Below are 13,709 nucleotides of genomic sequence, written 5' to 3'. Positions count from 1 at the left end.
AGCGTCGAACTCAGCGCTTGGAGTACTGAGGCGCCTTACGGGCCTTCTTGAGACCGGCCTTCTTGCGCTCCTTGACGCGAGCGTCGCGCGAGAGGAAGCCGGCCTTCTTCAGGGTGGGGCGGTTGTTCTCTTCGTCGATGCCGTTCAGCGAACGGGCGATGCCGAGACGCAGCGCACCGGCCTGGCCCGAGGGACCGCCACCGGAGATCCGCGCGATCACGTCGTACGAGCCCGCGAGCTCGAGCACCGTGAACGGGTCGTTGATCAGCTGCTGGTGCAGCTTGTTCGGGAAGTAGTCCTCGATCGCGCGGCCGTTGACCGTGATCGTGCCCGAGCCGGGGATGAGGCGCACGCGGGCGATGGCCTGCTTGCGACGGCCGACGGCTGCGCCGGGAACCGAGAGCACGGGGCGCTCGGCGGCCACGGCCGACTGCTCGGCCGGCGTCTCGGTGCTGTAGTTGCTGGGGTCGATGTTCGACACTGTTTCGTCCTTATCCGGCGGCGCTTACTGGGCGACCTGGTCGAAGGTGTATGCCGCGGGCTGCTGGGCACCGTGGGGGTGCTCGGCGCCGCGGTAGACCTTGAGCTTCTTGAGCTGCGCCGCGCCGAGGCTGTTCTTGGGCAGCATGCCGCGGATGGCCTTCTCGACCGCGCGGACGGGGTTCTTCTCGAGGAGTTCCTCGTAGGTGATGGACTTGAGGCCGCCCGGGTAACCCGAGTGGCGGTAGGCCTTCTTCTTCTGGAGCTTCTGACCCGTGAGCGCCACCTTTTCGGCGTTGATCACGATGACGAAGTCGCCGGAGTCGATGTGGTTGGCGAAGGTGGCCTTGTGCTTGCCGCGGAGGAGGACCGCCGCGTGAGAGGCCAGACGGCCGAGGACGACGTCGGTGGCGTCGATAACGACCCACTCGCGCGTGACCTCAGCGGCCTTGGGGGTGAAAGTGCGCGTCACAGTAGTGCTGCTTTCTTGATCGAACGGAGAAGTTCGTGAATCCCGCTCCGGTGGTCCGTTGCTTCGTCGATGACGGGGCAACCAGGGCCGGTGGAGGGCTCACGTTCGGGCAACCCGCTCGCAGAGAGGCGGGCACCAAAGAGCAAGACTACGTCATCCGGATGCCGCAACCAAACGCGGCCGGCCTTCAGGCCAGCAGCGTGCCGACGGCGACGAGGGCGAAGCCGCTCGCATTGAAGACCACGTGCACGGCGACCGCCGGCCAGATACGGCCCGTGCCGATCACGAATGAGCCCGCCACGATGCCGAGCAGCGTGAGGGCCACCAGCTCCGAGACGTCGCGCGGCGCAGCCAGCTCGTGCGCGGCGAGGAAGAGCACAGTGGAGATCGCGACCGCGGCGACCCCCGCGGCGATGCTGCCCACCCCGCGGCGGAGGATCGTGAAGACGCTGACCAGGACGACCCCGCGCAAGAGGAGCTCCTCCAGCGTCGGGGTCACGATCGATCCGGCGACCGCCTCGAACGCGAACGACGGCGGCAACCCCCCGTCGTTCGAGAACGTCGACGGCCACGGGGCCGCCCCGACGCCGATCCGTGCGACCGAGCCCTGGACGAGACGCAGAAGCACCCCGAAGACGACGCCGTACGCGACGTCGACGGCGCGGAATCGCAGCAGACCGCGCGGTCGCGAACGCGCGAAGGCAACGGCCACGGGAACGGCCATCGACGACCAGATGATCCCCTGCGCGCCACCGGCGGCGGTCTCCACGGGGAACACGACCGGTGCGACATGCGCCCCGAGAGCTCCGGCTCCGACCGCGCACACGGCCCACCCGAGCATCTCGAGGTCCCACCGGGCGGTGCTCGATCCCCCCTCACGCCATCGACGGCGATGGCGACGACCCCGACGGGCGGCGCGAGGGGTGTCGAGCGCAGACATGCCCGCCAGGGTAGGACGCCGGTCCACCGCCATCGGCCCGAGGGGGCGCGACGGCTTCAGGCTTCACCCCCGCGCTCACCCCCGCCCCGTCGAGCGTGGCCCCGGCGCGACGATGCCCCGCCGCCGGAGGGCGACAGGGCATCTCCCGTTCGGACGCATCCACCGCGGGTGCGGGCGAGGGTGAGGACGCGGTCGGGGCGGCTCAGCGCTGGAGGAAGTCGATCAACGCCCGGTTGAATTCGTCGGCGTGGCTGACGTTCACGCCGTGGGGCGCCCCGGCGACCACGTGCAGCTCGCTGCCCGCGATCGCCTCGTGCGTGCGCTTCCCCGATCCTTCGAAGGGCACGGTCGCGTCGCTGTCGCCGTGGATGACGAGGGCGGGCACGGTGACGTTCGGAAGGTCCTCGCGGAAATCGGTGGTGGCGAAGGCCTCCATCGACCTCAGGGCCGCGTGGTGGTCGGCCTGGTTCGCCAGGCGCTCCGCCTCGGCGCGGTCGGCCTCCGAGACGGCGAGAGTGCCGTTGACCGAGAAGAAGTCGGTCGTGAACTGGTGGTAGAACGCCTTCTCGTCGTCCTTCAGCCCCTGCTTCATGCCGTCGGCGGTGGCATCGTCGAGCGGGCCCTCGGGGTTGTCCTCGGTCTTCGCCAGGTACGGGGGCACGGCGGAGGCGAACACGACGCTGTGGATGCGGTCGGCGCCGTACCGGGTGAGGTAGCGGGCAACCTCGCCACCGCCCATCGAGAAGCCCACGAGGGTCGCGTCGCGCAGGTCGAGCGCCTCGAGAACGGCCTGGAGGTCGTTGGAGAAGGTGTCGTAGTCATACCCGGAGCGCGGCTTGTCGCTGCGACCGAAGCCTCGACGGTCGTACGTGACGACGCGGTAGCCGGCCGCCTCGATCGCGGGGACCTGGTGCGCCCAGGACTCGCCCGAGAGGGGCCAGCCGTGGATGAGGACGACGGGACGACCGGCTCCGCCGGTGTCGTCGACGTGCAGATCGATGTCGGTCAGAAGTCCGTGGTGTGCGGTGATCTCGCTCATGGGCGCCATCGTTCGCGGCGCACCTGAACGCGAGCCCCTGCTTGACGCGAGCGTCTCGAGTTGGTACCTCCGGTCGACGCGGTCCTCCCCGAGCGACGCACAGCCGCGGCGCGGATGCAACGGCTCCGGAACGCCCGCCCGCCCTCGCTAGCCTGCCCGCATGACTACGACCCGCACCCCCGGCATCGCCCTGCTCGCCGTCGTCGGCGCACTGACACTCAGCGCCTGCACTCCCGCATCCGGCGGCGGATCCGCGTCCGGCGGGGCCGCCCCGTCCGCGGCCGGGGGCGACGACGGCAGGACGGCCGTCGCCGCGATCAACACCGCCGAGGCCACGGCCGGTGGCCGCGCCTTCGAACTGGAGCGGGGTGACGACGACACGTGGGAGGTGCACGTCGCGGTGGGCGATCGCGAAGTGGAGGTGCGCGTCGCCCCGGACGGGACGGGCGTGCAGTCCTCGCGCGACGACGACGGCATCGACGCCGACGAGCGGGCTGCCCTCGACGCGGCCGTGACGACGCTGGCGGACGCCGTGCGGATCGCGACGGCGCAGAACCCCGGCCGCGAGCGCCTCGACGACGTGCAACTCGACCGTGAAGACGACACGTGGGCCTGGGAAGCGGAGATGATCAGCGGCACGACGGTGCGCATCTCCGCCGCCGACGGGGCGGTCCTCTGACGCACCCGGTGCCAGAGCCTGCGACCGCACGCAACCCCTCCCGGCCGACCGCGGGCGGGCGCGCGGTCCTCATTACACTCGCGCCATGAGACACACCTGCGACTCCGACGGTCACAGTCCGAGCGCCCGGGTGACCCCGGGCGCCCCCTCTCCCCGGTCGGGAGTGACCGGCCGATGAACGACCTCGCGCTCAACATCGCTCTCGTGGTCGCCTTCGTGCTCATCGGCGGAGTGTTCGCGGCGACCGAGATGGCCCTGGTCACCCTGCGAGAGAGCCAGGTCAACGCCCTGGCCGCCCGCGGGAAGCGCGGACAGAAGGTCGCCGACCTGGCACGCAATCCCAACACGTTCCTCTCCGCCGTGCAGATCGGCGTGACGGTCGCCGGCTTCGCCTCCGCCGCCTATGGCGCATCGTCCATCGCCCCCTCGGTCGCCCCGCTGTTCGAGAACCTGGGCATGGAGCCGGCGACGGCGAGCACCGTGGCGACGATCGCGCTGACGCTGGTGATCGCCTACCTGTCGCTCGTGCTGGGCGAACTCGTGCCCAAGCGCCTCGCGATCCAGCGCAACGCGGCGTTCGCCTACGCCGTCGCCCCGGTGTTGAACGGGTTCGCGAAGCTCATGCGGCCGGTGATCTGGCTGTTGTCGATCTCGACGAATGTGCTTGTGCGCCGGCTCGGCGGCGACCCGGACAAGACCGGCGAGGAGCTCACCGACGAGGAGCTCCGCGACATCGTCTCCAGCCACGAGGGTCTTCCCGCCGACGAGCGGCGCATCCTCGACGACGTGCTGTCGTTGCGCGACCGCCACGTGAGCGAGGTCATGCGCCCTCGCCCCGAAGTGGTGACCCTGGATGCCGGGGGCACCATCGCCGAGGCGAGGGAGACGGTGCGCGATCTTCCGTACTCGCGCTACCCGGTGGCGGAGCAGTCGATCGACGACGTCGTCGGATTCGTGCACGTGCGCGACGTGTCCGATGACACCGCCCGTCCGCTGAGCGCCGTGATGCGGGAGATCCGGTACATCCCCTCCACCGCGCGGGTGCTGCCGACCCTCACCGCGATGCGCGCCGACGGGAGTCACATCGCGGTGGTCGTCGACGAGTACGGCGGGACCGACGGCATCGTCACCCTCGAGGACCTCGTCGAGGAAGTCGTCGGCGAGATCTTCGACGAGTACGACACGGACGCGGAACAGCCCCTCGCCGAGGGCGAGCACGGCGTCGTCGAAGGACGACTCAACCTGCAGGACTTCGAGGAGGCGACCGGTGTGACGGTGCCGCGTGGCGCCGCCGACACGGTCGGCGGCTTCGTCGTGGAGCGGCTCGGCCGCCTCGCGAAGGTGGGCGACACCGTGGAGGTCGACGGTGCGACCCTGCAGGTACGTGCCGTGGAGCGTCGTCGCGTCGCCGAGCTGCTGGTGACACGGCATCCGGTGGACGAAGCCGCCCCCTCGTCCGTCGCCTGACCCGCGAGCAGGGCGCATGCCCCGTCGGCGGGACGTGGCGGCGCCTCAGGCGGATGCGCCGCCGAGCGGGGCGACGGCGCCATCCAACTCGAAGTGGTGCCCGTTGATGGCGAAAAGATCCCGGTCACCCTCGAGGGAGAAGGTCGAGGGTGCCGTGGAGCCCGCGTCGCTTCGGCTGATCATGCGGCCCATGTTCACGCGGGTCGCGCGCGTCGCGGGAGGGCTTGACATCCGGTCGCCGGGGTCTTTCCCGAAAATCGGTTGTGCACAACTTAGTTGTGTGCAATGCTCTTTTCCATGCCTGCCGTCGACGCTCTCGTCTGCTTCGCGCTCTACGCGGCCAATCGCACGACCACCCAGGCCTATCGCGCCCTGCTCGAGCCGTTCGACCTCACGTACCCGCAATACATCGCCCTGGTGACACTGTGGGCCGACGGCGAGCAGACGGTGAAGAGCCTGGGCGAGGTCCTGCAGCTGGATTCCGGCACCCTGTCGCCCATGCTCGCCCGCATGGAGGCGGCCGGTCATGTCACCCGCTCTCGTCGAACCGACGACGAACGCGTCGTCACCATCGCGCTCACCGCGCGCGGCGCGGCGCTGCGCGAAGAACTCGCGCACGTCCCCCGGTGCATGGCCGCCGGCGCCGGCTTCACCGACGCTGAGAGTGCGCGCGACCTCATCGATGCGCTGCACCGACTCACCGTCGCCATGAAAGACCTCCGCGACCATCCCGACACGGTGCTCGCCTCCGTCGACGCCCCTCGCCCCCCGGCGTGAGCGCGACCACTCCCCACCGCCCCTTCGAAAGGACACACACATGGAAGCCCTCTACACCGCCGAAGCCGTCTCGAGCGGCCACGGCCGCACCGGCCACGTCACCGCGGGCAGCTACATCGATCTGGAGGTCGCTCCCCCGAAGGAGATGGGCGGCTCCGGTCAGGGCACCAATCCCGAGCAGCTCTTCGCCGCCGGCTACGCCGCCTGCTTCCACGGCGCACTGCACGCGGTCGCCCGCGGCCACAAGGTCACTCTCGAGGACTCCTCGGTCGGCGGACGCGTACAGATCGGATCCAACGGCCAGGGCGGCTACCAGCTCGCCGTGCTGCTCGAGGTCGTGCTCCCGGGCGTCGAAGCGGAGCTCGCTCAGCAGCTCGCCGACGAGGCCCACCAGGTGTGCCCGTACTCCAACGCGACGCGCGGCAACATCGAGGTCACTGTCACGGTCTCCGAGGACTGACCTCCCCCGACACCGGGGCGGGGCGCTGAGCCCACGTATCGCGCCCTGTCCCGGCTCTCATGGTGTCGACGCCGTCTGCCCCGCAGGCGGCGTCGACGCGTGTTCGCGAGGGTCAGCTCACCTGCAGCTCGTCCTCGGTCTTCGCATACGAACGGCGAAGCCACTGACCGAATCCCGGCTGCGCGAGGCAGGCGGACGCACTGTCGCAGGTGACCACGGGATCCTGCGCGGCGTACGTCTGATAGACGGCCACCTTGGCGTCAAGGTCCTCACCCTCGACGTTGACGGGCTGGTGCTGCGACGGGTAACCGACGTAGTACGTGACGGCCTCGGCTCCCACCCCGGCGGCGGGCGCGACCGCTCGCACCAGGGAGCCGACACAGGCGTGATCGGGGTGATCACCCCGCGCGAACGCGCTCTCGTGCGGGATGTTGGTGGTGACGTGGTCCGGGCGTCCGGCGTGGATCAGCTCGGCGACGGTCGCGGCCAGACGGTTCGGGTCGATCGGCGGCCCGCCGTCGATGGGGCGGAGGGCGGGGACGCTCCCGTTGATGAGCTGGGTCAATCCGGCATCCCCCGTGCCGGGAAATCCCTTGGCGCTGAGGTTGCCGTCCGGCAGGCGCAACACGGTGATCGACAGGCGCGGGTCGTCGACGGGGACGAACCGCGTCACGCGTGCGCCGCTCAGCAGGGTGAGCTCTCGCGTCTCCCACGCGGAGGTACTCCCGCGCATCACGTCGTACGCTCCGCGGATGCCGGCCTCGCGCTGTTGCGCATAATCGAGGCCGCGCCCCGCGTCACCGGCCGTGACGAAGACCGTCCGCAGGGTGGCGCCCGATGCGATCACGCCGGCGAGGTGCGGGTTGGCGAAGATGATGTCGTCGTCGGCGTGCGCCCACACCGCGACGGTGGTGTCCGTCCCCGGCTCCTCGAACGCCGGCGACGTCTCGCCCGGCGCCCTGCTCGGGACGGCGACGATCGGATCGAGTTCCACCCACGCACCCTCCGGCCCGGCTGACCGTCGGATGTCGCGATACACCAGAGCCCCTCCCCCCAGCACGGCGAGGCCTCCCACGGCGATCCCCCCGAACACCAGAGCGCGGCGGCCGACGAGGGAATGCCGCTTCGGCGGACGCTCCTCCTCCGCGCCGTCGCCGGGTGAAGGCTCGTCGATGTCACTCACGGCGACTCCGTCCTGTGATGCGCCCCCCGGCGACGGATTTCGGGTACGTCGCGCCCGTGGGCGCCCCTCGACGCTATCGCGCTCGACGCGACTCCCCCGAACACACCGCACCGTGCCGTGAGCGCCGGCTGAACCGATCATCCAGCGGGTGGCGGCGGCGGCGTCGCGGTCCGCACCCCACGCATCGGTGATCCTCAGCGGGCACCTAAGGTCGATCGCGACACTCGCCCTATGCAGATCTCCTCACCGCCACGGTCACTGTCGCCCGTCGCCCTCCGCGTCCGCGGGGTGCTCAACGAGTGGGATCCGATCGGCGTCCACCACATCGGCCACGGCTGGCCCGACGATGAGTACGACGACCTGATCCTGCCCATCCTCGAGGCCCTCTCGGCGCAACCGACTCTCGATCAGCTCGCCGGTGACCTCCGGTCCGTGGTCGAGGTGGATTACGGCATCCCCGCCCCCGATGGATGCCGCGGCGCCGCCCGCGCGTTACTCGCTCTCGTGCCCTGAGCGCGGCATCCTTATCCCCCCGACGCAGGGTGGACAAGCCCTGCCGCCCGTTCGGATCGCCGCTCTATCGTGCCGTGCATGGTCGCCGATCTCACCCGCCCGCAGTCACCTGATCCGTATCCGCTCCTCCCGGCCGTGGCCGCGTTCGACGTCGCCAGCGACGACATCGTCGACGGCCAGCCGCTCGATGACGCACAGGTGGCCGACAAGGGCGACACCTCGCCGCATCTGCGCTGGTCGAACGTCCCCGAGGGGACCAAGTCCTTCGCCGTCACCTGCTTCGACCCCGACGCCCCCACGCCGAGCGGCTTCTGGCACTGGGTCCTGGTCGACCTTCCCGCCGACGCTCGGGAACTGCCCACGGGAGCCGCGTCCGCGACACTGCCGTCGGGGGCGTTCCACCTGCGCAACGACGGCGGCGTGGCCGGGTTCCTCGGCGCCGCTCCCCCGCGGGACGACCAGCCGCACCGGTATTTCTTCGTGGTGCACGCCGTCGGCGAACCCACGCTCGGCCTCGAACCCGATGCCAGCCCCGCGGCGGCGTCCTTCGCCCTCGCCTTCGCCACCCTCGGCCGCGCCGTCATCCACGGCACCTATCGGCACTGAGGGGGGCGGCACGACGCTGGGGTCGTCGAGAAGACCCCCGACGAGCGCCGATCATGGTCAGCCGAGGTTCAGCTCCGCCTCGGTCTTCGGGTACGACCGACGCAGCCACTCGCCGAACTTCCGCGTCCCGAGACACGAAGCGCGGTCCGCGCAGCGGATCACCTCGTCCTCTTGCGCATAGATGCGGTACGTGTCGACCTTGGCATCCAGGACCGGCCCGTCGAGGTTCCGCGGCAGCGTCTCCGACGGATACCCCACGACGTAGCGGATGCCAGGAGCGATGGCCGGATCGCCCGAGAGCGCGTCGCGCACGATGCTGCCGACGACGGAATGGTCGGGGTGGTCACCCGGTGCGAAGGAGCTGCCTCGCGGGATGTGGGTGAAGAGGCGTTCGGGGGCGAACTCTCGAGCGAGGTCTCGAACGGATGCGAGCACCTGGTCCCGCGACACGGAGACGCCACCGTCGATCGGCGAGAGGGCGGAGAGCTGACCGTCGAGCAACCGGCCCAGGGTCGCGAACCCGGTGGAGGCGAAACCGCCGCCGGTGATGTTGCCGTCGGGGAGGCGGAAGAAGAGCACCGAGATACGCGGATTACCGTGGGGTGTCAGTCGACGCACGTGGACGCCGCTCTCCAGCACGACGTCCGCGGTGTCCCAGAGGCCCTCGGTCCCGCGCATGTCGTTGTAGGCGCGCAGGATGCCGAGTTCGCGCGCCTCGACGTACCCGAGGCCCTTCCCCGCGTCGCCGGCGGTCAGGAAAACCGTCCGCACGCACTCCCCGGCGGCGATCGCGTCGGAGATGGTGGGGTTGGCGAAGATGATGTCGTCGTCGGGGTGCGCCCAGACACTCACGAGCGTCGCCGTCCCGTCGCAGCTCGCGGCGACCGACGGGGTCGGCGCCGGAGCTGCGGTCGTCCGAGGCGTCGGCGAGGGCTTCTCGGTGGCGGCCGCCGACCACGACGGCGTCGGCGAAGCCGGGGGTGCCGTCGACGAGACAGCCGGACGCAGGAGGGCGAACCCGAATACGCCGGCGACTGCCGCCACGACGACCGCGGCGACGGCGACCGCCGCGAAGAGGCCCGCTGACCGGCGACGGCGGCGGGACCGCCGCGTCCCGAAGGGCGCGCGTGACATCGAGGTCCCTTTCACGGACGGGGCGGGATGCTCTCCCGCGACGCGGGATTCCGCGGCAGCCGTGCCCGACCGGCGCGCGCCCGAGTGTAGGGGATGGCCACCCGGGGCAGCGAATGCGTCGACGGTCGCCGCGAATCCCGTGCCACCCGTTCACGTTTCGGGCGTATGAAGACCTCCGACGGGTGAATTTCCAGGTGACATTCGCCTGTTATTGTTCGCGAGGTGGGATCGACGCAGGTCGATCGGGGGGAGGCAGAAGTCGTGGCAGTCGACCTTCGGGGTAGCGAGGCAGCAGCGGAGTCGCAATCGGCGATCGCCCGGACGTCCGGGGTACCACTCTCCGCTGCGCGCTCCGACCCGATGCACCCCCGCAATCCCTGGCGTCGTACTTATCGCCGCAACCTGGTCATCACCGACCTCGCCTCGCTCCTCTGGGTCGTCTACGGCACGCAGCTGCTGTGGTTCGGCCTGGGTAACGCCCAGCTCGCCGCACGTCACGACGGTCGGATCAGCGACCTGTCGTACTGGGCGTTCTCCGCCATCCTCGTCGTCACCTGGATGTGGGCTCTGGCGTTCGTCGAGTCACGGAGTGATCGCGTCATCGGCACCGGGTCGGCCGAGTACGTCCGCATCGCCGATGCCAGCTTCCGCCTCTTCGGAACCGTGGCGATCATCGCCTTCCTCACACAGATCGACGTGGCTCGCGGCTACCTCCTCATCAGTCTGCCGCTGGGTATCGTCGTCCTCCTCTTCACCCGGTGGATCTGGCGACAGTGGCTGATCGTCCAGCGCTCGAAAGGCCTGTATTCGGCGAGCGTCCTTCTCGTCGGATCCCTCGGCTCGGTCACGCATCTGGCCCATGAGTTCGCACGCATGCCCAGCGCGGGGTATCGCGTCGTCGGCGCCTGCGTCCCGAACGGCAAGATCGCCGACGTCATCCCCGGCACCGACATCCCTGTCATGGGCCATGTCGGGGACGTCACCCGAGCCCTCGACGTCACGGGCGCCGACACCGTCGCGGTCACGAGCGCCGACGACCTGCCCGCCGACAAGGTCAAGGAGATCTCCTGGAGCCTGGAGGCCGGCCGTCAGCACCTCGTGCTGGCGCCGAGCATCGTCGACATCGCCGGTCCCCGTCTGCACACGCGTCCGGTCGCGGGCCTTCCCCTCATCCACGTCGAGACTCCGAAGTTCTCCCGTGGTCAGAGCTTCCTCAAGCGCACCGTCGACCTCATCGCGGCGACGGTCGGCGTCGTGCTGCTGAGCCCTCTGCTGGTCTTCCTCATGCTCTCGGTGCGCCTCTCGAGCGACGGACCGATCTTCTTCCGGCAGACGCGTGTGGGTTTCCGCGGTCACGAGTTCACGATGATCAAGTTCCGCTCAATGGTCGTCAATGCCGAGGAGCTGCTCGCCCAGCTCGCCGAACAGCAGCGCGACTCCGGCAACGAGGTCTTGTTCAAGATGAAGAACGACCCGCGCGTGACGCCCATCGGACGCGTCATGCGCAAGTACAGCCTCGACGAACTCCCCCAGCTGTTCAACGTGATCGGCGGATCGATGTCGCTGGTGGGCCCGCGTCCCCCGCTCCCGTCGGAGGTCGCCGTCTACGCCGACCACGTCCACCGTCGATTCCTCGCCAAGCCGGGCATCACGGGTCTCTGGCAGGTCAGCGGACGCTCGTCGCTGTCGTGGGAGGAGTCGGTTCGACTCGACCTGTCGTACGTGGAGAACTGGACCCTGCTCGGCGACTTCGCCATCCTCGGCAGGACCGCCCGGGCCGCTTTGGCTCCGGGTGAGACCGCCGCGTGACACACTCTCAATCCGTCCCACCCCCGCTCGCCGGCACCGCCGGTTCGGGGCGTCACCCCTCCGAAAGGCTTTCATCTTGCGTCTGTCTGTAGTTGGTTGCGGCTACCTGGGGGCCGTGCACGCCGCGGCCATGGCATCCATCGGTCACGAGGTCGTCGGCATCGACGTCGACGAGCGCAAGATCGCTGCGCTGTCGAAGGGCGAGGCGCCCTTCTTCGAACCCGGTCTCCAGGAGATCCTCGCCGAGGGCATCGCGTCGGGCCGTTTGTCGTTCACCACCGACACCTCGGCCGCGCAGGGGGCGAAGGTGCACTTCGTCGGCGTCGGCACGCCTCAGCAGGCCGGCGGGCACGCCGCCGACCTGACCTACGTGGATGCCGCCATCGACGGCCTCCTCCCCTATCTCAGCGAGGGCGACATCGTCGCCGGAAAGTCGACGGTCCCCGTCGGCACCGCGGCCCGCCTCGCTCCGCGCGTGTCCGAGCGCGGCGCCACCCTGGTGTGGAACCCCGAGTTCCTGCGCGAGGGCTGGGCGGTGCAGGACACCATCGACCCCGACCGCCTCGTGGCGGGTGTGCCCACCGAGGACGGTGCCCCGACCGCCGAGGGCGAGCGGACGGCCCAGGTGCTGCGCGAGATCTACCACCCGTCGATCGCCAAGGGCACGCCCTTCATCGTCACCGACTACGCCACCGCCGAGCTCGTGAAGGTCTCGGCCAACGCGTTCCTGGCGACCAAGATCAGTTTCATCAACGCGATCGCCGAGATCGCCGAGGTCACCGGCGCCGACGTCACGACGCTGGCCGACGCCATCGGACACGACGCCCGCATCGGGCGACGCTTCCTGGGCGCGGGGATCGGTTTCGGCGGTGGCTGCCTCCCGAAGGACATCCGCGCCTTCTCGGCCCGCGCCGAAGAACTCGGCCGCGGCGAGTCGGTCGCCTTCCTCCGCGAGATCGACGCCATCAACCTGCGCCGGCGCGACCGCGCCGTCGAGCTCACCACGCAGGCGCTCGGTGGCAGCGCGTTCGAGAAGAAGATCGCCGTGCTCGGCGCCGCCTTCAAGCCGCACAGCGACGACATCCGCGATTCCCCCGCTCTCGACGTGGCTGTGCGGTTGCACGGTCTGGGGGCGCACGTCACGCTGACGGACCCCGCAGCGATCGCGAACGCGCGCCGCCTCCACCCGCAGCTGACCTACGAGGAGGACCTCGACGCGACTCTGCGCGACGCCGACGCCGTCATCGTCGTCACGGAGTGGGACGAGTACCGTCGCGAGCTCTCCCCCGAGCACGCGGCCTCGTTGGCTCGCGGGCGCGTCGTCGTGGACGGACGCAACTGCCTCGATCCCGTCGCCTGGCGCGCCGCCGGCTGGACCTACTACGGCATGGGTCGCCCCTGATCCGCCCCTCCCCGCGAGGACGCCCCGGCCGTTGGGTCGGGGCGTCCTGCGGGGGAGCGCATGACTCGGGCGCCCCCTCTCCTCACCTGGGCGATCCCCGGCTCCGGCGGTTCGTCAGCGCAGAGGGATCGGGGACCGGCGTGACGAATGGCCGCGTCGACACGTCTTGTTGATGACGAGCCCTTCCGCCGCCCCGATCAGGGGACGTGCGAGCCGGATCATCTCGTCCGAACGGAGGATGCCATGCGCAACAAGATCATCCTGATCGGCGCCGTCGCGTTGATCGCTTACGCGGTGGGCACCCGCACGCCGAGGGTCCAGGTGAAGAACCGGGAGTCCGTCGGTCATCAGGTGGTGCGCCTGTGGAACGACCCGAGTGCTCGCAGACGCCGCCGCAAGGCGGCCAAGAAGGCCGCGGCGGCCGCGGAGAAGCGCGCGAAGAAGGCCTTGCGCGGTCTGCACCGCTGAGGAGGGCGGTGACCGACGATCGATCGCCGGGTCACCTGTGGATACCGCTCGAGCCCCGCTGCATGCACATGTAAAGATGTGCATGCGACACCGAGGAGGCCCATGCGCACCATTCCGCTCCCATCCCCCGGCACCGACGATGCGGGCGATCCCGACGACGACGCCGTCGGCTTCGCTCCGCGTTGTCCGGCGTGCCTCCACACGTCTGAGCCCTGGGAGGCGGGCCGCGCCGTCGCGTGGCGGTGCCCGGGGTGCGGACTGGCCCTCATCGGCTGATCGC

General features: G+C 70.2%; 16 protein-coding genes. 9 read left to right on the top strand and 7 right to left on the bottom strand.

Going from position 1 to position 13,709, the window contains the following annotated elements; translation table 11 throughout:
• Window positions 1-10 precede the first annotated feature (10 nt).
• The 4 genes from rpsI to MT347_RS02055 all read right to left on the bottom strand — a co-directional run bounded on the left by rpsI (window position 11) and on the right by MT347_RS02055 (window position 2,931).
• On the bottom strand, window positions 11-481 hold the full coding sequence (gene rpsI / locus MT347_RS02070; protein ID WP_308194194.1) for a 30S ribosomal protein S9: 471 nt from the start codon (window positions 479-481) through the stop codon (window positions 11-13).
• 24 nt (window positions 482-505) lie between these two features.
• Window positions 506-952, bottom strand: a complete 447-nt coding sequence (rplM, locus tag MT347_RS02065; protein WP_243497604.1) for a 50S ribosomal protein L13 — start codon at window positions 950-952, stop codon at window positions 506-508.
• 187 nt (window positions 953-1,139) lie between these two features.
• Window positions 1,140-1,892 (bottom strand): CPBP family intramembrane glutamic endopeptidase, encoded by a 753-nt coding sequence (locus MT347_RS02060; protein ID WP_243497597.1) that lies wholly within the window; start codon window positions 1,890-1,892, stop codon window positions 1,140-1,142.
• A gap of 202 nt (window positions 1,893-2,094) precedes the next feature.
• Window positions 2,095-2,931, bottom strand: a complete 837-nt coding sequence (locus MT347_RS02055) for an alpha/beta fold hydrolase (protein ID WP_243497595.1) — start codon at window positions 2,929-2,931, stop codon at window positions 2,095-2,097.
• A 160-nt stretch (window positions 2,932-3,091) separates the two neighbouring features.
• Between MT347_RS02055 and MT347_RS02050 the strand changes: the two genes are divergently transcribed.
• Together MT347_RS02050 and MT347_RS02045 are read left to right on the top strand one after the other, a co-directional pair.
• Complete coding sequence (locus MT347_RS02050) at window positions 3,092-3,610, top strand: PepSY domain-containing protein (protein WP_243497586.1); 519 nt, start codon at window positions 3,092-3,094, stop codon at window positions 3,608-3,610.
• Window positions 3,611-3,784: 174 nt separating this feature from the next.
• Complete coding sequence (locus tag MT347_RS02045; protein WP_243497583.1) at window positions 3,785-5,077, top strand: hemolysin family protein; 1,293 nt, start codon at window positions 3,785-3,787, stop codon at window positions 5,075-5,077.
• Between the two features lie 45 nt (window positions 5,078-5,122).
• On the opposite strand, the gene MT347_RS02040 is transcribed toward MT347_RS02045, so the two are convergent.
• A complete protein-coding gene (locus MT347_RS02040; protein ID WP_243497581.1) occupies window positions 5,123-5,260 on the bottom strand; it encodes a hypothetical protein in 138 nt (45 codons plus the stop codon).
• 114 nt (window positions 5,261-5,374) lie between these two features.
• Between MT347_RS02040 and MT347_RS02035 the strand changes: the two genes are divergently transcribed.
• A complete protein-coding gene (locus tag MT347_RS02035) occupies window positions 5,375-5,854 on the top strand; it encodes a MarR family winged helix-turn-helix transcriptional regulator (protein WP_243497579.1) in 480 nt (159 codons plus the stop codon).
• A 40-nt stretch (window positions 5,855-5,894) separates the two neighbouring features.
• On the top strand, window positions 5,895-6,314 hold the full coding sequence (locus tag MT347_RS02030) for an organic hydroperoxide resistance protein (protein WP_243497577.1): 420 nt from the start codon (window positions 5,895-5,897) through the stop codon (window positions 6,312-6,314).
• Window positions 6,315-6,426: 112 nt separating this feature from the next.
• Here the strand turns inward: MT347_RS02030 and MT347_RS02025 are convergent, their stop codons facing one another.
• Window positions 6,427-7,497, bottom strand: a complete 1,071-nt coding sequence (locus tag MT347_RS02025) for a PIG-L family deacetylase (RefSeq protein ID WP_243497575.1) — start codon at window positions 7,495-7,497, stop codon at window positions 6,427-6,429.
• A gap of 231 nt (window positions 7,498-7,728) precedes the next feature.
• Between MT347_RS02025 and MT347_RS02020 the strand changes: the two genes are divergently transcribed.
• Both MT347_RS02020 and MT347_RS02015 read left to right on the top strand, forming a co-directional pair.
• Window positions 7,729-8,010, top strand: a complete 282-nt coding sequence (locus tag MT347_RS02020; protein WP_243497573.1) for a hypothetical protein — start codon at window positions 7,729-7,731, stop codon at window positions 8,008-8,010.
• Window positions 8,011-8,088: 78 nt separating this feature from the next.
• The gene (locus MT347_RS02015) at window positions 8,089-8,616 is read left to right on the top strand and encodes a YbhB/YbcL family Raf kinase inhibitor-like protein (RefSeq protein ID WP_243497571.1); all 528 of its coding nucleotides are present in this window, start codon (window positions 8,089-8,091) and stop codon (window positions 8,614-8,616) included.
• 57 nt (window positions 8,617-8,673) lie between these two features.
• Here the strand turns inward: MT347_RS02015 and MT347_RS02010 are convergent, their stop codons facing one another.
• Window positions 8,674-9,750 (bottom strand): PIG-L family deacetylase, encoded by a 1,077-nt coding sequence (locus tag MT347_RS02010; RefSeq protein WP_243497569.1) that lies wholly within the window; start codon window positions 9,748-9,750, stop codon window positions 8,674-8,676.
• 261 nt (window positions 9,751-10,011) lie between these two features.
• On the opposite strand from MT347_RS02010, the gene MT347_RS02005 reads away from it, so the two are divergent.
• The 3 genes from MT347_RS02005 (at window position 10,012) to MT347_RS01995 (ending at window position 13,429) form a co-directional block, all read left to right on the top strand.
• Window positions 10,012-11,559: a sugar transferase gene (locus MT347_RS02005; RefSeq protein ID WP_243497565.1), complete on the top strand. Its 1,548-nt coding sequence runs from the start codon at window positions 10,012-10,014 to the stop codon at window positions 11,557-11,559.
• Between the two features lie 76 nt (window positions 11,560-11,635).
• Window positions 11,636-12,961: a UDP-glucose/GDP-mannose dehydrogenase family protein gene (locus MT347_RS02000; RefSeq protein WP_243497564.1), complete on the top strand. Its 1,326-nt coding sequence runs from the start codon at window positions 11,636-11,638 to the stop codon at window positions 12,959-12,961.
• Between the two features lie 243 nt (window positions 12,962-13,204).
• The gene (locus MT347_RS01995; RefSeq protein WP_243497563.1) at window positions 13,205-13,429 is read left to right on the top strand and encodes a hypothetical protein; all 225 of its coding nucleotides are present in this window, start codon (window positions 13,205-13,207) and stop codon (window positions 13,427-13,429) included.
• Window positions 13,430-13,709 lie beyond the last annotated feature (280 nt).

The organism is Microbacterium sp. VKM Ac-2923 (assembly GCF_022815605.1).
Taxonomy (GTDB): domain Bacteria; phylum Actinomycetota; class Actinomycetes; order Actinomycetales; family Microbacteriaceae; genus Microbacterium.
The sequence above is the reverse complement of the archived record's forward strand: the minus strand, read 5'-3'. Positions and strand labels throughout refer to the sequence as shown.